A 20,612-nucleotide genomic window follows, 5' to 3' on the forward strand; every position below is an offset into this window, starting at 1 on the left:
CCGAGGAAGGCACCTCCATGCGACGACCGCTCGCACTGATGAACGCCCTGCTCGTCACCCTCGCCGCCCTGGCCGCCGGCCTCGGTGCCGCACCCGAGGCGACCGCCGCCTCTGCCCACCGGCCCGTCATCCTGGTCCACGGCTACAACGCGGACCCCGGCGTCTGGGGCGGTCTTGACGGTGCCCTCAAGGCCGCCGGCTACCGCGACGACGAGGTCTTCCGGTGGGGCTACGACACCCACCAGTCCGTCAACGAGGTCCTGGCCGGCCGCTTCGCCTCGTACGTCGACGACGTGCGCCGGCAGACCGGAGCCGCCCAGGTCGACATCGTCGCCCACTCCTTCGGCAGCCTGCCCACCCGCTGGTACGCCAAGTTCGGCGGCGGCTCGACCGTCGCGCACTGGGTCTCGCTGGGCGGGCCCAACCACGGCACGAGCATCGCCTGGGGGTGCGCCCTGTGGGATCAGGCCTGCCGGGACATGACCCCCGGGAGCTGGGTGCAGAAGCAGCTGGCTGCCGGTGACGAGACGCCCGGCCCGGTGGCGTACGCGACCTTCTGGTCGAACTGCGACGAGGTGATCAACCCCGACGACAGCGTCCCGCTCACCGGCGCCGCCAACCACCCGGCCGGCTGCCTGGACCACAACGCCCTGCTGTCCGACGCGGGCGTCCACCGGAACGTCCTCGCGTTCCTCGGCGGCTGAGGCGCGGTGCCGGAGGCCGCGGGCCCGGCGTCTTCGGCGAGGCACCCCTGGCTAGGCCCGCCCCGCCGCCTTCTGGCTCTTGCGGGACAGCGAGTCGACGACCACGGCGGCGAGCAGGACCGAGCCGGTGATCATGAACTGGACGGCGTTGCTGACGCCCATGATGTTCATGCCCGACTGGATCGAGCCGATGACCAGGGCGCCCAGCAGCGCGGACCACACCGAACCGCGTCCGCCGAACAGGCTCGTGCCGCCGATGACGGCGGCGGCGATCACGTTCATCAGGAGGTTGCCGCCGCCGGAGGTCTGGCTCGCGGACTGGATCTGTCCGGCGAGGAAGATGCCGCCGACCGCCGCCATGGTGCCGGCGATCGTGAAGACGCTCATGCGGACGAACGGCACGCTGATGCCGGCGCGGCGGGCACCCTCGATGTTGCCGCCGACCGCGAAGATCTGCCGCCCGTAGCGGGTGCGGCGCAGGACGAAGTCCAGCAGGACCAGCAGGATCAGGAAGATGAGCAGGGCGAGCGGCAGTCCCTGGTACTGGTTGAGGATGTAAGCCGCGGCGAAGGCGATCGCCGCGATGACGACCGTACGCAGCACGATCTCGGCGACCGGCCGGAACGGCACCCTGGCGGCCTGCCGGCGCTTGGCGTCGAGGAGCGAGGCGAGCAGGAAGAGTCCGACGCCGACGCCCGCGGTGACATAGGCCGCGGCCGGGCTTTCGAAGATCGTCGAGTAGAGCTTGGACACGACGCTCTCGCTGGGGATGTTGACGGTGCCGCTGCTGCCGAGCACCTGCAGCATCAGGCCGTTCCAGGCGAGGTTGCCGGCCAGTGTGACGACGAAGGCGGGCACGCCGACCTTGGCGAAGAAGAAGCCCTGGATGAGGCCGACCGCGGCTCCCCCGGCCACGGCGACGAGCAGCGCCAGCCATTGGTTCATGCCGTTGATGACGTTGAGCACCGCGAAGATGGCGGCGCACAGGCCGCTGACCGAGCCGACGGACAGGTCGATCTCGCCGAGCAGCAGCACGAAGACGATGCCGACGGCGATCATGCCGGTGCCGACGATCTGCTGACTGAGGTCGGAGAGGTTCTGCGCGGACAGGAACGTGCTGTCCAGGCTGCCGAACACCGTCCAGATGATGATCACGGCGATGATGACGGGCAGCGAGCCCAGCTCACCGCTGCGCAACTTGCGCCGGAACTCGGCGAGATAGCCGCGCACGCCCTCCTCGCGGACGATCAGCCGGCTGTCGACGGCGGGCACGGCCTCCCGCGCCGCATCCTGCGCGGCCTTGTCGTCGGGGAGACGGTCGGGGTCCTTGCCGCGGTTCATCGCTCGTCCTCCCCTCGTGCCTGCCGCTCTTCGCGTATCCGGGCCTGGCGCCGGGTGACGGCGCTGTCACTGGCCCCGGTGATGGCGGAGATGATCTCCTCGGTGGTGGTGGCGCGCTTGTCGAAGAAGCCGTTGTTACGGCCGAGGCGCAGCACCGCGATCCGGTCGGCGACCGCCATCACGTCCACCATGTTGTGGCTGATCAGGATGGTTCCGAGGCCGTGTTCACGGAGCCGTTCGACGAGGTCGAGGACCTCGGCGGTCTGCTCGACGCCGAGCGCGGCGGTCGGCTCGTCCAGGATGACGACCTTGGGGTCGCCGATCAGGGAGCGGGCGATCGCCACCGTCTGGCGCTGGCCGCCGGAGAGCGACGCGACCGGGATGCGCACCGAGGGGATGCGGATGGACAGGGTTTCGAGCAGTTCGCGGGAGCGCTGCTCCATGCGGACCTCGTCGAGCACCCCGAAGCGGCGCAGCTCCCGGCCGAGGAAGAGGTTGCCGACCACGTCGAGGTTGTCGCACAGGGCGAGGTCCTGGTACACGGTGGCGATGCCGAGGTTCTGGGCGTCGTGGGGCCGGTTGATCGAGACCTTCCGACCCTGCCATTCGATGACGCCGTCGTCCGGGGGGTTCACGCCGGCGATCGCCTTGACGGCGGTCGACTTGCCGGCGCCGTTGTCGCCCACGAGGGCGACGACCTCACCGGGGTGGACCTCCAGGTCGAAGTCCGACAGGGCCTGGACCGCGCCGAACCTCTTGGAGACCCCCCGCAATGTCAGCACAGGTGCTTCCGGCAACTTCAACCGCCTCCTCGGCGGGTGCGCCCGGTCGCGGGGGTGCCCGCTACTCGAGTCCGGCCTTCTTGCAGGCGTCGGCGTAGGTCGGCGTGCAGATCTCCTGGACCGTGTACAGACCGTCCTTGACGACCGTGTCCTTGATGTTGTCCTTGTTCACCACGACCGGGGTCAGCAGCGTGGCCGGGACCTTCTGGCCGCTGCCGCTGGTGACGGTGGTGGGGATCAGGTCGCGGGGAAGCGCCTTGCCCTCGGCGAGGTTGACGGCCATCGTGGCGGCGATGTCGGCCTCGGGCTTGTACGGCTTCTCGATGGTGATCGTCTGGGTGCCGAGCAGGATCCGCTGGATGGCGTCGAGTTGGGCGTCCTGTCCGGTCAACGGCACGTTGATGCCGGAGGCCTTGAGGGCGGTGGAGATGCCGGCGGCCAGTCCGTCATTGGCGGAGTAGACACCGACGATGTTGTCCTTGCCCAGGGCGCTGATGGCGCCGGACATCTGCTGGTTGGCGTTGTTCGGGTCCCAGTTGGGAGTGTCGTACTCCTTGCCGATCTTCACCTTGCCGTCGAGGACGGAGTGGGCGCCGGCCTTGAACTCGGCCGCGTTCGGGTCGGTGGGCGAGCCGTTGTGCATCACGATCTGCCCACTCCCGGCCTTGTCGCCGAGGGCGTCGAGCAGGGCCTTGCCCTGCAGTTCGCCGACCTTGTGGTTGTCGTACGAGACATAGGCGTCGACGGGACCCTGCGCGAGGCGGTCGTAGGCGACGATCTTCACGCCGGCCTTGTTGGCCTTCTCCACGGAGGACTGGATCGACTTGGCGTCCACGGCGTCCAGGATCAGCACCTTGTCGCCCTTGGCGAGTGCGGTGTTGACCTGCTGCTGCTGGGTGGTCGCGCTCTCGGCCGCGTTGTAGTAGTCGATCTGGGCGTCCGGAGCGAGCTCCTTGATCTTCTGCTCGATGTACGGCCGGTCGAACTTCTCGTACCGCGTGGTCTTGCTCTCCGGCAGCAGCAGTCCGATCTTCACGTCCTGCCGTGCCTCGTCCGGCTGGGCCGCCGCGCCCGTCGTGGCCACCACGCCGAACGACAGGGCCACGGTTCCGGCCACCGCTATCGCAGCTCGCAATGTACGGGTCATCGGAGGCTCCTTTCGCGCGCCCTCCTCGCCTTCACCGCGAGACATCCTGCGATAAACCGCGGGAGCGCGGGCGCACCTCGGCCTATACCTCGACATTAGCCCCAACCCGTTGAGCGGACCATTCACGCGGCTCGGGGCCCCGTGCCGTACGCCGGGTCAGGCCCACGCCGACCAGGACGACCGCCATTCCGGCGGCGACGCGCAGGCCGATCGGCTCGTCGAGCACGGCGGCGCCGAGCCCGACCGAGACGACGGGCAGCAGGTAGCCGACGGTCGCCGCGCTGGTCGCGCCCTCGTCGGCGATGATCCGGTACGTGAGGTGGAAGGTGACCCCGGTGGCGAGGACGCCGAGGGCCAGCACCGCGAGCAGTCCGGCCCGGTCGAGGTGGACCGGGGCGAGGCCGCCGGCCGGCAGGGCGAGGGCGGTCAGGGCGCTCGCGGCGAGCAGTTGGGCGGTGGAGAGGGAGAGCGTCGGGTGCCCCTTGCCGACGAGATGGCGGCCCATGTACGCGAAGCCGACGGCGTAGCTCGCGGCGGCGGCCACGATGGCGAGGGAGCCCCAGCCGATCTGCCCGGCCCGCTGCCAGGGGGCGAAGATCAGCACGACCCCGGCGAAGCCGAGCAGGAGGCCGCCGATCCGCACCGGCCGGATGCCGCGCTCCGAGCCGAGGACGACGCCCACCAGGAGGGACCACAACGGGGTGGTGGCGTTGAGGACCCCCGCCACTCCGGAGTCCACGGTCTGTTCGCCGACGCTGTACAGCGCGAACGGCAGCGCGTTGCACCAGAAGGCGGCCACCAGGAGGCGGCGCCACACGGCCCGGCCGCGGGGCAGCCCGTGCCCGGTCGCCAGGCAGAGCACGAGCAGGGTGCCGGCGCCGAGCAGGCAGCGGGCGAGGGTGACCTGGACCGGTGTGAGGACGTCGAGGGCCAGTTTGATCCACAGGAAGGTCGAGCCCCAGAGCAGCGCGAGCACGCCGATCCGGGCCCACGCCCAAGTCCTGCCCGCCGCACCCTTCACGGTCGTTCTCCTCTCGGGGGCTTCACTCCTCCTGAGACGATCCCGCGCCAGGACACGTAAGCACAATCAAAAGGTTCTGTATCTGGATTAAGCTGGGCTACATGCTCGATGTGAGGCGGATGCAGATCCTGCGGGCGGTCGTCACCACCGGCTCGGTGACCGCGGCCGCCGCGCACCTGGGCTACACGCCCTCCGCGATCAGCCAGCAGGTGGCGGCGCTCGAGAGGGAGGCGGGCGTCGCGCTGCTCGAACGTGCGGGCCGGGGCGTGCGTCCCACTGCGGCGGGCCGGCTGCTCAGCGAGCACACCGCGATCATCGGCAAGGCCATCGCCGAGGCCGAGACGGCCCTCGCCGATCTGCGCGACGGGCGCACCGGCAGCCTCTCCGTCCGCTACTTCACCTCGGTCGGGCCCACCCTGGTCGCACCCGCGCTCGCCCGGCTGCGCCGCGAGCATCCCGGCGTACGGATCGACCTGCGGCTCATCGACCCGGAGGACCCGCTGCCCGAGGTCGAGCGCGGCGACGCCGACGTGGCGATCGTGGTCCGCCCCCGGGACCGCCGGCACCAGGGGGTGCGCCTGCTGCCCCTCCTCGACGACCCGTACCTCGCCGCGCTCCCCAGCGGTCACCCGCTCGCGGGCCGGCGGGTCCTCGACCTCGCCGACCTCGCGGGCGAGCCCTGGATCGGCAGCGAGCCGCCGGGGCCCTGCCTCGACGTGGTGCTCGACGCCTGTGCCGCCGCGGGGTTCAGCCCCGGCTTCGCGGCCCGCAGCGAGGACTACGCCACCGCGCTGGGCTTCGTCGCCGCCGGTCTCGGCGTGGCGCTCGTCCCGCGTCTGGGCCTGGGCGCGCGCCGCCCCGGCGTCGTCCTGCGCCGCCTGCGCCGGCCCGAGCCGGTGCGCGCGGTCCACGCGGCCGTACGGGAGGGCGCCGCGGACCACGCGGCACTGCGCGCGCTGCTGCGGGCCCTCGACGAGGAGGCGGCCCGGTCGGCCTGAGGACCCGTCAGGACGCCTGCGTCCGCTCGAACCGGCCCGCGTAGAACAGCAGGGCCCCCTCCCCGTCGCCCGTCGCCGAGGCGAGGACCTCCCCGAGGAACAGCGAGTGGTCGCCGGCCACGTACGACTCGACCAGCTTGCACTCGAGCCAGGCCAGCGCGCCCGGGAGCAGCGGCGCGCCGGTGAGGGGGCCCGGGGTCCAGGAGATGCCGTCGAACTGGGGCAGGCCCAGCGGGCGGGACTTGTCGGCGAAGTAGCGGGCGAGCGGCTCCTGTCCGGCGCCCAGTATCGACACGCCGAAGCTCCTGGACCGGGTGAGGCTGTCGTGCATGACCGCCGTGTGAGCGACACAGCACTGTACGAGCGGCGGGTCGAGCGACACCGACCCGAAGGCGTTGGCGGTCATCGCGTGCACGTGGGGCTCGCCCACGGACAGCACGACGACCCCCGACGCGAATCTGGACATCGTCTGTCGAAACGAAGCCTCCGTCGGCCGTCCCCCGTGTGCATCGGTCACCGGTGCTCCATTCTGTGCGGTCAGTCGGACGTGAACCTGCCGGGAAGCCGCTCCCCCGCGTGGTTGCGGACGGCGAGGCCGGTGAGCTCCTTGACGAGGTCGGCGGTCACCGGGGCCGCCTTGGTCTCGCGGAACCAGCGCTGCAGGTCGTCCTGGCTCGATCCCCAGGGCGGCATGCCGGGGAAGTACGGCCGGACGTAGACGGGCGTGCCGGGTTCGCTGCGCCAGCTGTCGTCGAGAGTGCCGATGTCCACCGTGTCGTAGCCGAGGGCGTCCAGGAGCGCGGTCGTCTCGGCCTTGGCGGCCGGGTCGTCGCCCGCGAGGGGCAGGGCGCTGCGTTCGGGCGATCCGGCGGGGCGGGCGCGGGTGAGGAGGGCGAGGTAGAAGGCGTTGTTGCAGGCCTTGACGACGTGGGAGTCGGCGAGGTGGCGCTGGACCAGCGTGCTTGAGGTGACCTCGCGCCGGTCGAGCGGGGCGATGCGGCCGTCGCGCTCCGGGTAGTAGTTCATGGTGTCGATGACGGTCCGGCCCGCGAGAGCATCCGCGGGCAGCCGGTCGTAGGCGTGCAGCGGGATGGTCGCCACCACGAGGTCGCCGGCCCGTGCGGCCTCGTCGGCGGTGGCGGCCCTGGCCCGCGGGCCGAGTTCGGCGACGAGGTCGGTGAGGGTCTCGGGGCCGCGGGAGTTGCTGAGCACGACGTCGAGGCCTGCGTCGACGGCGAGGCGGGCGAGCACGCCGCCGATCATGCCGCTGCCGATCAGCCCGAGGGTCTTCGTCACGATGGAGTATCTCCAGTTCGCTCGTTGCGGTGTTCCGGTGGTGCGGTACGGGGGAGGCCGGTCATACGAAGGGGCTCACGGTGTTCTCCGCGCCGAGCAGGGCGGCGCCGTAGACCTCCATGTTGACCTGCGGGATGAGCATGCCGTGGCGGGCGGCCACGCTGGCGTCGCGCCATATGCGCTGCAGGGGGCTGGCGTCGGCGAGGCCGCTCGATCCGTGGGCGGTCATCAGGGTCTCCAGGGCGCGGTTGACGTGCCGGGCGGCGACGGCCGCGTCGGCGCGGTAGCGGGCGCGCAGGAGTTCGGCGGGGTAGACGGCCTCGGTGGCGTGGCCGTCGAGGGCGTCGGCGGCGCGGTAGGCGTGCAGGTCGGCGGTGTCGAGGGCGGTGGCGGCCTCGGCGATCTGGAGCTGGAAGGCCACGGAGTCGCTCTGGCGCGCGAAGTTGGTGAAGGCGATGCCCTTCTGCCCGGCGGACTCGACGACGTGCTTCAGGGCGGCCCGGCCGAGGCCGAGCTGGGGGCCGGCGACCATGAGGACGAGCGAGGGCACGATGGCGGCGCGGTACGAAGGGGCGAGGGAGAGGGTGACGTTGGCGCCGCCCACGACGGGGCCGAGCTTCAGGATCCGGTGGTCGGGCACGAAGGCGTCGTCGACGACGTAGCGGTTGCTGCCGGTCGACCGCATGCCGGCCATGTGCCACTCGTCGACTATCTCGTAGTCCTCACGCGGTACGAGGAAGGCCGCCGGGCCGTCCTCGAGGACGACGGAGGCGATCACCCACGACGCGTGCCATATCCCGGAGGCGTAGCTCCAGGCGCCGCTGAGCCGGTAGCCGCCGGGCACCCGGCGGACCGGGCCGCTCGGCTTGAGGGTGCCGCTGATCAGGGCGTCGGGGTCGGCGCCCCACACGTCGTCCTGGGCCTGTTCCGGGAAGAGCGCGACGCACCAGCTGTTGCCGTTCCACAGCGAGGTCAGCCAGCCGGCGCCGCCGTCGATCGCGGCGACGGCGGAGGCCAGTTCGAGGTGGGTGCGGAGCGACGCCTCGCCGCCGCCGTACCGCTTGGGCGTGGCGGTACGGAACACGCCGGTCTCCTGCAACGCCGCGACGCTGTCGTCGGACAGCCTGCGGTCGGTGTCGGCCTGGGCGGCGGCAGCGGTGAGTTGCGGCGCCAGGGCGGCGACGGCGGTGAGGACGTCGGAGCTCATCGCGGACCTCTTCCGGGTGGGGCCGCACCCCGTACGGGGTGCGGCGGTTCGGTTGTCTCGTGCTGTCTCGTTCCCTGCGGGGGGGGTGGTGCGGGCCTACTGCGGGGCGTCGCCGCGGACGACGGGCACGCCCATCAGGGAGCCGTACTCGCCCCAGGAGCCGTCGTAGTTCCTGACGTCGGGCCAGTCGAGCAGCTCGCTGAGGACGAACCACGAGTGCGCCGACCGGGCGCCCACCCAGCAGTAGGTGATGGATCCGCGCCCGGGGTCCAGGTCGCCGTAGATCCGGGCCAGTTCGGGCCCGGCCTTGAAGGCGCCGTCCTCGTCGAGGACGGCCTCCCAGCCGAGGTTGACGGCGCCGGGCATGTGGCCGGCGCGCTGGGCGACGTCGTGCGGGCTGTTGCCCGGTGTGAAGGCCTCGCCGGCGAAGCCGGGCGCGAAGATGCGGCCGGCGTACTCGTCGGGGGTGCGGACGTCGATCAGGTTCTTGGTGCCGATCGCGGCGAGCACGTCGTCGCGGGTGGCCCGGATCGAGGGGTCGGGCGTGGCGGCGCGGTAGGCGGTGGCGGCGCGGACGGTCTCCTCGGCGGTGAGCGGGAGGCCGTCGCGCTGCCACTTCTCCCGGCCGCCGTCGATCAGCTTCACCGAGCGGTGCCCGTACAGGCGGAAGTACCACAGGGTGAGGGCGGCGAGCATGTTGGAGTTGAGCGAGTAGAGGATCACCGTGTCGTCGTTGCCGATGCCCTTCGCGCTCAACAGCCGTTCGAACGCGCCGCGGTCGATGACGCCGAGCCGTACGCCGTCCTGGAACTCGTCCCACCCGATCCAGACCGCACCGGGGACGTGACCCTTGCGGTAGTCGGCATCGCTGTTACCGGTCTCGACGAACACCGTTCCCGGCTCGTCGAGACGGGCTGCCGCCCACTCTCCGGTGACGACGACGGATTCACGGGGCATGGTGCGCTCCTTTGCGGGTGGGAGGACGCGGGCGTGGTCAGGCCACCGAGACCTCGGCGTCGGGACCGGGCTTCGGGGCGGCCGCGGCGGTGCGGCGGTCCCGCTGCCAGGCGAACAGGCAGGTCAGGATGCCGAGTACGGTGATGCCGGCGGCCACCGGGTAGATGTCGCGCAGCCCGAGGCTGTCGGCGTCGATGATCCGGCCGCCGAGCCACGAGGCGAGGGCCGCCGCGAGCTGGTAGGCGGAGGAGTTCACCGCGAGTGCCAGCGTGGGCGCCTGCGAGGCGGTGCCCATGACGCGGGCCTGGGTGCCGGGCACGATGGAGAAGCCGAGCGCACCGAGCAGGAACACCATGATCGCGGAGCCGACGAGGCTGGCGCCGACCGCCCACATGCCGAGCAGGGCCGCGGTGAGGCCGGCGAGCAGGCCGACGAGCGAGGGCATCAGGGCGCGGTCGGCCAGCCAGCCGCCCGACAGGTTGCCGACCGTCGCGCCGACGCCGTACACCAGCAGCAGGATCGGCACCGCGGAGTCGCTGAAGCCCGAGATGTCGGTGAGCAGCGGGGCGAAGTAGGTGAAGACGATGAGCAGGCCCGCGTTGCCGACGACGGTGACGAGGATGGCCAGCTGGACGGGGGCCTTCTTGAGCACCCTCAGTTCGCCGAAGGCCGAGGTGCTCGTGTCGTTGGCGACGTCGGGCACGAAGCGGGTGACCATGATCAGGCCGAGGGCGCAGATGATCGCGATGGCGACGAAGGTCGCGCGCCAGCCGAAGCTGTTGCCGACGAAGGTGCCGAGCGGGGCACCGAGGATCATCGCCAGGTTCATGCCCAGGATCAGCTTGGACACGGTGGAGGCGGCCTTCTCCGGCGCCACGGTGGAGACGGCGATGACGATGGCGTTGGCGAAGAACGTCGAGGTCACCAGGGCTGTGATGAGCCGGGCGACGAGGGCGACGCTGTAGACGGGGGCGATGGCGGAGAGGATGTTGCCGATGACCGCGATCACCAGCAGGACGAGGATGAGCTTCTTGCGGGGGTACTTGGCCGTGAGGGCCGTCACCACCGGGCCACCGAAGATCATGCCGATGGCGTAGGCCGTGACGAGGAGACCCGCCGCCGGAATGGAGACGTCGAGCCCTTGGGCCACATCGGGCAGGATCCCGGCCACCACGAACTCACCCGTGGTGATGCCGAAGACGCACAGCATCAGGGACAGAAGACGGATTGACATTTTCCCTCACATCGAAATCAGTGGTTCGCTGCCGGCCGGCTGGGGGGAGGCCTCATGGTTCCGGGGCAGGTAGCGCGTAGGGGGAGGCGGGGCGCGGCCGGTCCTGGCCGGCGCGGCGTTCAGTCATGGGCCACGTCCGCGCCCGCGCGTCCGTCGTCGGTGCAGCCGGCGACGAAGGCCTCGGCGCCGCCCGGGTCGGACAGCACCGCCCACATGGCGACCGGGTCGTGGAAGCGGCTGACGAACGCGTCCGCGATCCGCTTGTCCGCGGCCGCCCGGCCGAACAGGCCCTGGACGTGCGGCGGGGGCGGCGCGAGGAACGCGTTGCTCCAGTCGACGACATGGCGGGCGTGGTCCCACAGCCGGTCCGAGGCGTCCTGGCAGAACGTGGCGTCGAGCGGGCCGTCGGCCGCGGCGATCAGGTCGGCGAGGGCGAAGGCGGTGTGCGAGCCGAGGTTGGCGCCCTGGGCGGTGAGCGGGTCGTTGGTGATCCACGCGTCGCCGATGGCGAGCGCGCAGGTGCCGTCGGCGAGGGCCGCCCAGCCGCGGCGGACGACCGGGGTGACGCCGCCCTGGGCCAGCTCGCCCGGCGCGATGAGGCCGAAGCGGTCGGTGTCCACGCGTTCGCGCAGGCTCGGCGCGTGCTCGGCGAGCAGGCGCAGCACCTCGCGCAGGAAGCCGGCCGGGTCGGCGTCGGCGTCCAGGTGGGCGGGCGCCTCCAGCGGGCCGCCGGGCACCGCCTCGAAGGCGAGGACGTGCGCCGGGCCGAGCCGGGAGAGGAAGGGGATCCGCAGGATCTCGCCGATCCCGGGCAGGAAGTGGATGTCCAGGGAGTGCGGCACGTCCTCGTGGATGCCGTGGTAGAAGCCGCTTGCCAGGATGCGCTGCGGGCCGGTGTACGGCGAGCGGGCGGCGTCCGCCGGGAACACGTCCCGCATGGACCGGTCGCCGTTGGCGACCACGACCAGGTCGTGCCGGCGGGCCGCCTCGTCGAGGCCGACGGGTCCGACGACGGCGTCGCCGCCGCGCCGGGTGAACTCGCCGAACAGGTGCGGCAGATAGAGGCGGAAGTCCACCACGCTCGACGGCGGGGTCAGCGCGGCGGCGAACTCCAGCTGCCCGCCTTCGCCGTGGAGGGTGATCTGCCAGCTGTGCACCCGGGCGTCGTCGGACTTCCAGGCGTGGACGCCGAGTCGTTCCTCGCGCGCCTGCGTCGGGGCGAAGCGGGCGGGGAAGTTCCTCGGCCGTGCGGCGGCGAGCTCCTCGGCGGTGTGCGCCGAGTACAGGGTCACCGGGATGTCGAGCTGCTGGAGGCGCAGGGCGAGCTGGAGCCCGGAGATCCCGGAGCCGATGATGCCGATGCGGGTCATGCCGTCACCTGCCCCGCGGCGGAGTCCGCGCCGAGTTCGCCGGCCAGCCAGGCGATGCTCTCCACCGTGTATCCGGCGGCCTCGGGCGAGGCGAGGGCGGACGCGGGGATCAGCACGGGCAGGGTCATGCCGGCCTCGGCGAGTTCGCCGATCCGGTCGCGCACGGTCTCCCGGCTGCCGACGATCGCGAGGTCGGTGACGAGCGCGTCGGGCACCACGGCCAGGGCCCGCTCGACCTCCGCGCGGGTCAGCCGGTGCGGCAACAGGTGGGAGAGCCCCTGGTAGTCCGTGCCGAAGGGGTGGGTGACGCCGTACTCGCGCCACTGCGCGGCGCCGGCGTGCAGCGCCAGGTACCGGATCGCCTTGGCCTGGCACAACTCCCTGGCGGCCTCGTCGGTCTCGGCCACCACGATCGGCACGCCGCCGGCGGCGACGATCCGGTCCGGGTCGCGGCCCGCGTCCTCTGCGGCCTCGCGTACGACGGCGAGCCTGCGGGCGTACTCGGCCGGGGACATCAGGTCCGAGGGCAGCCAGCCGTCGCCGTAGCGGCCGGCGAGCGCGGTCATCCGCGGGCCGCTGCCGCCCACCCAGAGCTCGGGGACGCCGCCGTCGGGTGCGCGCAGGTCCATGACGGCCTGGTCGAGGGTGAAGAACTCGCCCTCGAAGTCGTAGGGGCCCTTGCTGTCGAAGAACATCCGCAGGACGCGCAACGCCTCTTCGACGCGGGCCACTTGGCGGTCCGGGCGGATGCCGTAGGGCTGGAGGTTCTCCTGCGCGCCGGCGCCTATGCCGATGATCGGCGGCCGCTCGGTGAACTGGGCGAGGGTGAGCGCGGTCTGGGCCAGGACGGCAGGGTGCCTGCGGTGCGGGTCGGTGACACCGACCGCGAGCCGTACCGGCCCCGCCCCGGCGGCGAAGTTGCCGAGGACGGTGGCGAATTCGAGCGACAGGTCGGGGGTCGGGAGGACCGCCCCCAGATAGCTGAAGTCGGCGTCCCACGCCTGGCGCGGAAAGACGTTGATCAAGTGGTCGAACACGAGGAACGTGTCCATCCCCGCGGTGCGCGCGAGGTCGAGCAGTCCCCGACCGCCGTCGACCGGCCCGACGGCGTCCCACGCCAGTCCCACCCTCATACCCCGCTCCTCACGGCCGTGTTGTCGCGTTGCTCTGGTCGGCGCCGCCGGCCCCGGTGCTGGTTCACCGGGGGCGGCGGCGCGGTCTCCGGGTGCGCGGTCAGATGACCTCGACGCGCTGGAGGTGTCGCCTGGTCGGGCCGCTGAAGGCGTTCCGGCCGTGGATGAGCGAGAAGTTGTCGGCGATGAGGATGTCGCCGGCCTGCCAGTCGTGGTCGTAGCAGTACTGCGGCCGGTGCACGCGCTCGGCGAGGTCGGCGAGGAAGCCGTCCGCCTCGGCCGGGTCGACACCGTGCACCTCGACGTGCACCGGGTTCTTGTACGTCTCCTCCGACAGCGGCTCGGCGAACCGCAGCACCGGGATGCCGGTGGCGGGGTGCTGGGACACGAGACGCTCGGTGACCTGGCCGCCGTAGTGCACGACCTTCTCGGTGGAGTACGTCATGCTGACGCGGCTCCAGAGCTCCCGGGTCGCGTCGTCGGCGTCCTGGTAGACCCGGGAGGTGTCGGAGAAGACGGTCTCCCCTCCGACACCGGGGGTGACGTCCAGGCACTGGAAGAAGAACCAGCGGGGGTCCGCCTCGACGAAGGCGCCGTCCCAGTGGAAGGGCACGTCGCCGCTGTCGAAGAGGTAGTTCTTCGGGTTCTCCTCGACGACGAGGTCGACGACGTCACCGGGCTCCCACTTCAGGACCTCGCCCCACTGCCGGCAGTAGTCGGCGAACTCCTGCTTGGCGAGCAGCTGGAAGCCGCGCAGGACGACGACCCGGGACTCGACGGTCCAGCGGGCGAGCGTGTCGACCGGGATGTCCTCGATCCTGGCGCCGCCGCCGATCGCCTGCACGACGCGGCCGAAGGGGCGCAGCGGGGTGTGGATCAGCTTGGTGGTCTCGGTGGAGCCGCACGGGTAGCTCCGGTCGGCGGGCTGTGACACCGAATTCGACAAGGGATCGCCTTCCTACGTGGTGAGGGCCGACTGGGGGGCGACGAAGTGGCTCGGTCGGCCATTGCGCCAGACGAGGGAGGCCTCGGCCTTCTCCGCGTCCCATTTCTTGACCAGCGAGAGCCGGTTTCCGTCGTCGAGCACGACTCCGTGCCACGGCGTGAGCCAGGCGTCCCGGGTCCGCAGCAGCCGGACGCCTATCTTCTTGGAGTGCGGCGACTGCGGGTGGATGGAGAGCCGAATGGCCTCCGGGAACCGCTCCGCGACGACGTTGCTCCAGGCATTGCTGCGACTGATGGTCTGGTAGGCCCGTTCCTTGGACTCGTTGCGCAGGGCCGTCCTGGAGACGTTCTCGCCCTTGACGCCGACAGCGTCCTCGAACATGAACCGGTGGATTCCGTTGAACAGGTTCCGGGTGGCGCTGTCGTTGCGGACGCTTTCCTTCAGTTCCTCGACCGAAGGGGCGTAGTCGTCCTCCAACACCTGACGCAGTCTCGGGTAGTCGAATCCCCCGAATGCGTCGTCGAGCCCGTAGAGGTCGAGCGAGGACCAGTTGGCGGCCTCGATCATCTCGGCCAGCCTGAGCCGGTAGTTGGTCACCGCCTCGTCGGTCACGCCGACGACGTCGCCGAAGACGTGGCCGTCGGAGCAGATGGTGATCCGCGCGCCGGACGGGTGGAAGTGCTTGATGTAGTCGCACAGCGCCTGGAGGCAGCCCAGACCCATGTACTCGCCGAGGTCGGGCAGGTCACCCAGCACCTTGGTGCGGTTGGGCGACTTGGCCGGGAAGGCGGGCAGGACGAGGTGTATCGGCTGCGCCTGCCGTATGAAGTGGTCCAGCTTGGCCCGGTGCTCCTCGAGACACTCCTTGCAGGGCGCGGCTATACAGACCTCTCCGTCGACTCTCTCGCCGCCTGCTTTCTCGGTCCGCCGGAAGTGGTACAGCAGCTTGACGATCTTGTCGGATAATTCCGCGGAAGAAACGTCCCCGGTCGGGTACGCACTCAATTCGACTCCCCCGTCGCTTGGTAAGTGACACCAGAAATGGGAATGAAGAATCGCAGACGAATCCGATTCGCTTCACCCCCGGGACGCAGCCCACACTTCCACACGCCCGAGCGGGCCCGCAACAGTCGACCGATTAGATACGAGCGAGGACCGATAAAGGAAGTCTTATGGAACCCGAATTCCCCTCGGTTGCTCGGGGCAATTGCCAGTCAATGCAGGAACTCGGGCGCCGAGCGGGGGTCCGGCGCCGGCGCCCAGCCCTCGTGGTCGCGCCGGTAGGTCCACCGCGGTCCGTCGCGCAGCAGCTCGGCCAGCGCCGTGAGCAGCCGCTCGACGTGTTCGGCGGTGGTGCCGAGGCCCACGCTGGCCCGCAGCGCGCGGGCGTCGCCCCCGGCGCCGCCCACGAGTCGGTGCACGGCCTGGTGGGCGCAGAAGGCCCCGTACCGGATGCCGATCCCGTGCTCGGCGGCGAGCGCGGCGGCGATCAGCTCCTGGTCGACCGGCCCGCCCGACCGGTCCGCGACGGTGAACGAGACGACGCCGACTCTGGGATGGTCGGGACCCCACATCCCGAGCACCCGCACTCCGGGGAGCTCGGCCAGGCCCTGGCGCAGCCGGTTGGCGAGGGCCTTCTCGTGTCCGACGACGGCGTCCCAGCCTGCCGCGGTCAGGGTGTCGCAGGCGACGGCCATCGCGTGGGCGCCCACCACGTTCGGGGAACCCGCCTCGTGCCGGTGGGGCAGGTCCGACCAGGTGACGGTCTCCACCCCGGCGTCCTCCGCCACGCGCGCGGTCGCCCCGCCGCCCGCCAGGTACGGCTCGGCGTCGGCCAGCCAGTCGGGCGCGCCCACCAGAGCGCCCGCGCCGAAGGGGGCGTACAGCTTGTGCCCGGACAGCGCGACCCAGTCGACACCGAGGGCGGTCGCGTCCAGTGGCCGGTGCGGGACCAGTTGCGCGGCGTCGAGGACCACCCGGGCGCCGTGCCGGCGCGCGGCCGCGGCCAGTTCGGCCACCGGCCACACCTCGCCGGTGACGTTGGAGACGCTGGTGAGGACGACCAGACGCGGCCCCTTGGGCGTGGCGGCGAGCGCGTCGTCGAGCTCGCGCAGCGCGTCCTCGGGCCGGGCCGGCACCCCGAGCCGCCAGACCTTGGCGTCGCCCCAGGGCAGCAGGGCGGCGTGGTGGTCGGCGGCGAAGCGGAACACGGTGGTGTCGGGTGGCAGGGCGCGGCCCAGGAGGTTGAGGGCGTCGGTGGTGTTGCGGGTGAAGAGGACGGAGGCGTCGGGCGCGGCGCCGGCGAAGCGCCGTACGGAGGCCCGTGCCTGCTCGTAGACCCGGGTGGAGACCCGGGAGGTGAAGCCGGAGCCGCGGTGCACGCTGCTGTACCAGGGGAGCAGCCGGTTCACCGCGTCGCGGACGGCGGTCAGGCACGGGGCGCTGGCCGCGTGGTCGAGATGGGCGTACGGAACCTGTCGTCCGTCGACCAGCGGTACGGGCAGACCGGCGCCGACGACGCCCGGAATCCGCTCCGTCGGCGCGTCCACAAATGAGTCCATTAACATACCGACCCTCCAATGCCATTCATTTGGCACGGCTACTCGTCTTGCACAGAACTGTCGCAATGAACGCAAAGAGATTTTCAACGCGCACGATTGAGTGAGCCGTCGGAAGGGTGTATGGGCAGCCCCGTCCGGCCGCCGGCGGAGATCGGATCCACCCCCGCACCGTCACGTGATCGAACGATCCACGGCCGGACTAGGCCAAGCAGAATGGCTCGAACAGGTGACTCGCCCCCGTGCCCCGCGCTAGAGTGGTGGTCCATGCTGCCATTTGCGCAGCGACTCGGTCAACGGTTTATCGATTAGGCATGTGCAGGCAGCGTTAAATAAAACATTATGAATCTAGGGGGATGCTGGCCATGGAGGACCCGACTCTTCACCAGCTGCGACTGCTGCTCACTCTGGCCGAGGAACTCCACTTCAAGCGGGCGGCCAGCAAGCTGTACCTCACCCAGCCCGCGCTCAGCCAGCAGATCCGCTCCCTGGAGCAGCGGCTCGGCGTGCAGTTCTTCGCCCGCACCAGCCGGCGGGTCGAACTGACCGCCACGGGCAAGGCGTTGCTGCCGTTAGTCAAGCAGGTCGTCGACGCGACCGAGAACCTGCGCAACGCGGCCTCCCGTTCGGCGATCGGCGACACCCGGCTGCGGCTCGGCGTGTGCGAGAACGTCGCCCCGCTGGAGGCCACCCGCAGCGTGCTCGGCGCGATCAGCGGCCTGTACCCCTGTCTGGGGCCGGAGATCCACGTGTTCGACTTCGCCGAGCAGATGACGGCCCTGGAGAACGGCAAGATCGACGCCGCGTTCGTGTACCTCCCGGTGCCCGAGGGCCTGCACAGCGAGCCGCTGACGACCGAGCCCCGCCTGGTCGCCGTGGCGAGCTCCGATCCGCTGGCCCGGCGCTCCTCGGTGAGCCTGGCGGACCTGGCCGATATTCCGGTGGTGAGCCTGGCGTCGGACATGTTCAAGGCCGGCCGGGACTTCTGGGCGGCCGACCCCCGCCCCGACGGCTCCGCGGTCCGCTACACCGACCACCACGTCAGCCGCTTCGAGTCGCTGCTCTCGATGGCCTCCTTCGGCGGGGCCATCGCCTTCGTGCCGTCCGTGGCGGCGCGCCTCTACCCCCGCCCGGACCTGCGCTACCTCCAGGTGCGCGACCTGCCGGACTGTACGCTCGGCGTGGTCTGGCCCGCGACGGACCACGCCAAGCCGCACATCACCGCGCTGCGGGACATCGCCAGACAGGTCCACAGCCAGGCCGTGCTCGCGGGCAGCGTGCAGAACCTCACCCGGCTCCTCGAACTGGAGTCGACCTACTGCTGACCCGTGGGCCTCCGGTCGACCAGCAGCCCGCCGGCCAGTCCCGCCAGCAGCAGCCCGCCGACCCCCCCACCAGAGCGTGGTGGAGTAGGCGCCCAGCACCGCCCTGCCGACCGATTCGGTGCCCGGAAGGTAGTCCGTCAGACGGGCGGCGAGGATGCCGGCGAGCAGCGCCAAGCCGATCTCCCCGCCGACCTGCACGGCCGTCACGACGGTCGCCGCCGCCCCTCCGGAGCGCCGCGGGCCGGGCGCGGCCGCGCTGGTGGGAGCGGTCGCGACGGCGTACAGCGGCATGAAGGCCACGCCGCTGCCGAAGCCGGTCAGCAAGAGCCCCGGCAACTCCTGCGACACGTACGGGCCGGAGGCGTCGAGACCGGTCAGGAGCAGCATCCCGAGCGCGGCGACCGCCGACCCCGCCGCGATCAGGATCCGGGGCGCGACGCGGTGCAGGAGCCGTGCGGACACCTGAGTGGCGCCGACGGCGAGGGCGACGACCAGGGGAAGGAGGAGGACTCCGGTCATCATCGGGGCCTCGCCCCGCACGCTCTGGAGGTGGAAGGTCAGGGCCGGGAGTTCGACGACGACGCCGGCTCCGGCCAGGGCCAGGGCGAGCAGGCTGCCGGCCCGGCTGCGGTCCCTGAGGAGGTCAGGGTCCAGGAGCGGATGCGGCGTCCTGGTCTGCCACCACAGGAAGGCCACGAGCAGCAGCACCCCGCCCACGACGAGGCCGAGGACGAGAGGGACGGTCCAGCCGAGCGGCTCGGCCTTGGTGAGCCCGTAGGTGAGCGCGGCCAGTCCGCCGCAGCCGAGCAGGACGCCGGGTGCGTCGCAGCGGGCACCGGTGCGGCCCGCACCGTCGTGCACCAGGGTGAGGGCACCCACCAGTACGAGGACGGCCACGAGGATCTCGGCGAGCAGGGCGGCGCGCCAGCCGAGGGCTTCGGGCAGTGATCCGCTCGGGAGCGTCGCGAACGCCACGCCTCCGCCGGCGACGGCGGTGTAGATCCCGAAGGCCCTGCGGCGCTCCTTCGGATCGGTGAAGCCGGTGGTCACCAGGGCCAGGCCGGCGGGTGTCACCAGGGCGGCGAAGACGCCCTGCAGGGCGCGGGCCACGACCAGCAGGGTCTCGCCGCCCGGGGCGAGGCTGGCGAGGCCGGAGGCCACGGCGAGGCCGGCCAGGCCGACGACCAGGGCCCGTTTGCGCCCCATGAGGTCCGCGAGGTGGCCGCCGGGCAGCAGGACGGCCCCGAAGGCCAGGGCGTACGCGAGGTAGAGCGTGTTCAGCGCGTCGGAAGCGAGTCCCAGATCGGCCTGTGCGGTAGGGGCCGATCCGGGCCGGGTCGTCGGCGATCAACTGGTCCACGAGAGCGAAGGATAGTGCAACTCTCCTTGCCGGGTCAGGCCGTTGACGGTACCGCGGGTGTCCACCTGGTGGGAAGCATGGTGGCGGATCTTGCCGCTCCCCCGAGAAAGCCGCAGGTCACAGCGGTGCGGAGGGAACGTCAGGTGGCGCAATACTGTGGCAACACCATCGGCGGCCGCTCCCCGGTACGTTCCGGGACATGCCAGCCGAACCCGCCCCCGCCTCTCCGCCCGTCGCCGCCGCGCGCCGGCGACGGCTCCGTGCGGACCGGGCACGGCAGCTCGCCGACCTGCTGCGGCACCAGATCCTGACCGGGGGCTTCCCCGGCGGCGTCCTGCCCCTGGAGGACGTCATCGCCGCGGACTACCGGGCGAGCCGCAACACCGTACGGCAGGCTCTCGACCTGCTGCGCGGCGAGCAGCTCGTGGAACGGCAGCCCGGGGTCGGGACCGTCGTGGTGTGCGAGAAGTACCCGCACGGCCTGAACCGGCTCCAGGGCCTCGCCGAGACCCTGCACGAGCACGGCCGGGTCACCAACGAGGTCCGCAACCTCGGACCGGTCGCCGCTCCCGGTCCGGTCGCGCACCGCCTCGGCCTGCCCGAGGACGCCGACGTGCTCTGTGTCGAGCGGCTGCGGCGCCTGAACGGACTGCCGCTCTCGCTCGACCTGTCCTATCTGCCCATGGACGTCGGGGCCGAACTCCTCGGCTGCGACCTGGAGAACACGGACGTGTTCCGGCTCCTCGAAGCGCTGACCGGCGGCCCGCTGGGCCATGCCGAGATCACCCTGGAGGCCGTCAACGCCGACGCGCACTCCGCCGCCGTGCTCGAGGTCCCGCGCGGGGCGGCCGTCCTGATGCTGGAACGACTGACCTGTCTGCCCGGCGGACGGCCGGTGGACCTGGAGTTCATCCGGTTCCGCGGCGACCGCATCACCATGAGCGGCGTCCTGCACCGCTCCCTCTGAGCCCTCCCTCCTTCCCCCCTTCCTGGAGACAGCCATGCCTCTGGTCCCCCAGCGCGCCGACGTGCCCGTGACCATCGACGAGTCGAAGTGCATCGACGGCTGCACGCTCTGCGTCGACATGTGTCCGCTCGACTCGCTCGCGATCCGCGAGGCCGACGGCAAGGCGTACATGCACGTCGACGAGTGCTGGTACTGCGGCCCGTGCGCGGCCCGCTGCCCCACCGGCGCGGTCACCGTCAACATGCCCTATCTGCTCCGGTGAAAGG

General features: G+C 71.5%; 19 protein-coding genes and 1 pseudogene. 5 read left to right on the top strand and 15 right to left on the bottom strand.

Annotated features, from left to right (window positions below; all coding sequences use genetic code 11):
* Positions 1 to 17 precede the first annotated feature (17 nt).
* On the top strand, positions 18 to 704 hold the full coding sequence (locus ACIGEZ_RS29485; protein WP_399836934.1) for an esterase/lipase family protein: 687 nt from the start codon (positions 18 to 20) through the stop codon (positions 702 to 704).
* Between the two features lie 51 nt (positions 705 to 755).
* Here the strand turns inward: ACIGEZ_RS29485 and ACIGEZ_RS29490 are convergent, their stop codons facing one another.
* From ACIGEZ_RS29490 to ACIGEZ_RS29505, 4 genes are all read right to left on the bottom strand, one after another.
* A complete protein-coding gene (locus tag ACIGEZ_RS29490) occupies positions 756 to 2,045 on the bottom strand; it encodes a sugar ABC transporter permease (protein ID WP_399836937.1) in 1,290 nt (429 codons plus the stop codon).
* A complete protein-coding gene (locus ACIGEZ_RS29495) occupies positions 2,042 to 2,842 on the bottom strand; it encodes an ATP-binding cassette domain-containing protein (protein WP_399836941.1) in 801 nt (266 codons plus the stop codon). The genes ACIGEZ_RS29490 and ACIGEZ_RS29495 overlap by 4 nt, the downstream gene beginning before the upstream one ends.
* A gap of 46 nt (positions 2,843 to 2,888) precedes the next feature.
* Positions 2,889 to 3,974 carry a substrate-binding domain-containing protein gene (locus ACIGEZ_RS29500; protein WP_399836944.1) on the bottom strand — a complete coding sequence of 362 codons (1,086 nt, stop codon included), beginning with the start codon at positions 3,972 to 3,974 and terminating at the stop codon, positions 2,889 to 2,891.
* Between the two features lie 82 nt (positions 3,975 to 4,056).
* Positions 4,057 to 4,995 carry a DMT family transporter gene (locus ACIGEZ_RS29505; RefSeq protein ID WP_399836947.1) on the bottom strand — a complete coding sequence of 313 codons (939 nt, stop codon included), beginning with the start codon at positions 4,993 to 4,995 and terminating at the stop codon, positions 4,057 to 4,059.
* Between the two features lie 101 nt (positions 4,996 to 5,096).
* On the opposite strand from ACIGEZ_RS29505, the gene ACIGEZ_RS29510 reads away from it, so the two are divergent.
* The gene (locus tag ACIGEZ_RS29510) at positions 5,097 to 5,993 is read left to right on the top strand and encodes a LysR family transcriptional regulator (RefSeq protein WP_399836950.1); all 897 of its coding nucleotides are present in this window, start codon (positions 5,097 to 5,099) and stop codon (positions 5,991 to 5,993) included.
* A 7-nt stretch (positions 5,994 to 6,000) separates the two neighbouring features.
* Here ACIGEZ_RS29510 and ACIGEZ_RS29515 read toward each other — a convergent pair whose 3' ends face one another.
* From ACIGEZ_RS29515 to ACIGEZ_RS29560, 10 genes are all read right to left on the bottom strand, one after another.
* Positions 6,001 to 6,459, bottom strand: coding sequence for a flavin reductase family protein (locus ACIGEZ_RS29515; RefSeq protein WP_399836953.1), 459 nt, complete (start codon positions 6,457 to 6,459; stop codon positions 6,001 to 6,003).
* A gap of 71 nt (positions 6,460 to 6,530) precedes the next feature.
* Entirely contained in the window at positions 6,531 to 7,289 is a 759-nt protein-coding gene (locus ACIGEZ_RS29520; RefSeq protein ID WP_399836955.1) for an NADPH-dependent F420 reductase, read from the bottom strand.
* 61 nt (positions 7,290 to 7,350) lie between these two features.
* Positions 7,351 to 8,496 (bottom strand): acyl-CoA dehydrogenase family protein, encoded by a 1,146-nt coding sequence (locus ACIGEZ_RS29525; protein ID WP_399836958.1) that lies wholly within the window; start codon positions 8,494 to 8,496, stop codon positions 7,351 to 7,353.
* 96 nt (positions 8,497 to 8,592) lie between these two features.
* A complete protein-coding gene (locus ACIGEZ_RS29530) occupies positions 8,593 to 9,453 on the bottom strand; it encodes a sulfurtransferase (RefSeq protein ID WP_399836960.1) in 861 nt (286 codons plus the stop codon).
* A 37-nt stretch (positions 9,454 to 9,490) separates the two neighbouring features.
* Positions 9,491 to 10,687, bottom strand: a complete 1,197-nt coding sequence (locus ACIGEZ_RS29535; protein WP_399836963.1) for an MFS transporter — start codon at positions 10,685 to 10,687, stop codon at positions 9,491 to 9,493.
* A 119-nt stretch (positions 10,688 to 10,806) separates the two neighbouring features.
* The gene (locus tag ACIGEZ_RS29540; protein ID WP_399836966.1) at positions 10,807 to 12,057 is read right to left on the bottom strand and encodes a styrene monooxygenase/indole monooxygenase family protein; all 1,251 of its coding nucleotides are present in this window, start codon (positions 12,055 to 12,057) and stop codon (positions 10,807 to 10,809) included.
* Complete coding sequence (locus tag ACIGEZ_RS29545; protein ID WP_399836969.1) at positions 12,054 to 13,190, bottom strand: LLM class flavin-dependent oxidoreductase; 1,137 nt, start codon at positions 13,188 to 13,190, stop codon at positions 12,054 to 12,056. The genes ACIGEZ_RS29540 and ACIGEZ_RS29545 overlap by 4 nt, the downstream gene beginning before the upstream one ends.
* Positions 13,191 to 13,290: 100 nt before the next feature.
* Positions 13,291 to 14,136, bottom strand: a complete 846-nt coding sequence (locus ACIGEZ_RS29550; protein WP_399836972.1) for a TauD/TfdA dioxygenase family protein — start codon at positions 14,134 to 14,136, stop codon at positions 13,291 to 13,293.
* 12 nt (positions 14,137 to 14,148) lie between these two features.
* Positions 14,149 to 15,141: an L-tyrosine/L-tryptophan isonitrile synthase family protein gene (locus ACIGEZ_RS29555; RefSeq protein ID WP_399836975.1), complete on the bottom strand. Its 993-nt coding sequence runs from the start codon at positions 15,139 to 15,141 to the stop codon at positions 14,149 to 14,151.
* Positions 15,142 to 15,350: 209 nt separating this feature from the next.
* Complete coding sequence (locus ACIGEZ_RS29560) at positions 15,351 to 16,697, bottom strand: aminotransferase class V-fold PLP-dependent enzyme (RefSeq protein ID WP_399836977.1); 1,347 nt, start codon at positions 16,695 to 16,697, stop codon at positions 15,351 to 15,353.
* A 353-nt stretch (positions 16,698 to 17,050) separates the two neighbouring features.
* Here ACIGEZ_RS29560 and ACIGEZ_RS29565 point away from each other — a divergent pair, with 353 nt between their 5' ends.
* The gene (locus tag ACIGEZ_RS29565; RefSeq protein WP_399836980.1) at positions 17,051 to 18,019 is read left to right on the top strand and encodes a LysR family transcriptional regulator; all 969 of its coding nucleotides are present in this window, start codon (positions 17,051 to 17,053) and stop codon (positions 18,017 to 18,019) included.
* Between the two features lie 234 nt (positions 18,020 to 18,253).
* Here the strand turns inward: ACIGEZ_RS29565 and ACIGEZ_RS29570 are convergent.
* A pseudogene (locus ACIGEZ_RS29570) lies at positions 18,254 to 19,321 on the bottom strand (MFS transporter); the annotation flags it as partial.
* 257 nt (positions 19,322 to 19,578) lie between these two features.
* Here ACIGEZ_RS29570 and ACIGEZ_RS29575 point away from each other — a divergent pair.
* Both ACIGEZ_RS29575 and ACIGEZ_RS29580 read left to right on the top strand, forming a co-directional pair.
* Complete coding sequence (locus ACIGEZ_RS29575) at positions 19,579 to 20,346, top strand: GntR family transcriptional regulator (RefSeq protein WP_399836983.1); 768 nt, start codon at positions 19,579 to 19,581, stop codon at positions 20,344 to 20,346.
* Between the two features lie 34 nt (positions 20,347 to 20,380).
* Positions 20,381 to 20,608 carry a ferredoxin family protein gene (locus ACIGEZ_RS29580; RefSeq protein ID WP_015038198.1) on the top strand — a complete coding sequence of 76 codons (228 nt, stop codon included), beginning with the start codon at positions 20,381 to 20,383 and terminating at the stop codon, positions 20,606 to 20,608.
* Positions 20,609 to 20,612 lie beyond the last annotated feature (4 nt).

It is taken from the genome of Streptomyces sp. NPDC085481, assembly GCF_044541845.1.
In the GTDB taxonomy this organism is placed as follows: Bacteria; Actinomycetota; Actinomycetes; order Streptomycetales; family Streptomycetaceae; genus Streptomyces.

Excerpts from the sequence above, each read along its gene's own strand:
- ACIGEZ_RS29490 (WP_399836937.1), bottom strand. The coding sequence starts at position 2,045 with ATGAACCGCGGCAAGGACCCCGACCGTCTCCCCGACGACAAGGCCGCG.
- ACIGEZ_RS29515 (WP_399836953.1), bottom strand. The coding sequence starts at position 6,459 with ATGTCCAGATTCGCGTCGGGGGTCGTCGTGCTGTCCGTGGGCGAGCCC.
- ACIGEZ_RS29565 (WP_399836980.1), top strand. The coding sequence starts at position 17,051 with ATGCTGGCCATGGAGGACCCGACTCTTCACCAGCTGCGACTGCTGCTC.
- ACIGEZ_RS29575 (WP_399836983.1), top strand. The coding sequence starts at position 19,579 with ATGCCAGCCGAACCCGCCCCCGCCTCTCCGCCCGTCGCCGCCGCGCGC.
- ACIGEZ_RS29525 (WP_399836958.1), bottom strand. The coding sequence starts at position 8,496 with ATGAGCTCCGACGTCCTCACCGCCGTCGCCGCCCTGGCGCCGCAACTC.
- ACIGEZ_RS29530 (WP_399836960.1), bottom strand. The coding sequence starts at position 9,453 with ATGCCCCGTGAATCCGTCGTCGTCACCGGAGAGTGGGCGGCAGCCCGT.
- ACIGEZ_RS29540 (WP_399836966.1), bottom strand. The coding sequence starts at position 12,057 with ATGACCCGCATCGGCATCATCGGCTCCGGGATCTCCGGGCTCCAGCTC.
- ACIGEZ_RS29535 (WP_399836963.1), bottom strand. The coding sequence starts at position 10,687 with ATGTCAATCCGTCTTCTGTCCCTGATGCTGTGCGTCTTCGGCATCACC.
- ACIGEZ_RS29500 (WP_399836944.1), bottom strand. The coding sequence starts at position 3,974 with ATGACCCGTACATTGCGAGCTGCGATAGCGGTGGCCGGAACCGTGGCC.
- ACIGEZ_RS29485 (WP_399836934.1), top strand. The coding sequence starts at position 18 with ATGCGACGACCGCTCGCACTGATGAACGCCCTGCTCGTCACCCTCGCC.
- ACIGEZ_RS29510 (WP_399836950.1), top strand. The coding sequence starts at position 5,097 with ATGCTCGATGTGAGGCGGATGCAGATCCTGCGGGCGGTCGTCACCACC.
- ACIGEZ_RS29545 (WP_399836969.1), bottom strand. The coding sequence starts at position 13,190 with ATGAGGGTGGGACTGGCGTGGGACGCCGTCGGGCCGGTCGACGGCGGT.
- ACIGEZ_RS29560 (WP_399836977.1), bottom strand. The coding sequence starts at position 16,697 with ATGGACTCATTTGTGGACGCGCCGACGGAGCGGATTCCGGGCGTCGTC.
- ACIGEZ_RS29580 (WP_015038198.1), top strand. The coding sequence starts at position 20,381 with ATGCCTCTGGTCCCCCAGCGCGCCGACGTGCCCGTGACCATCGACGAG.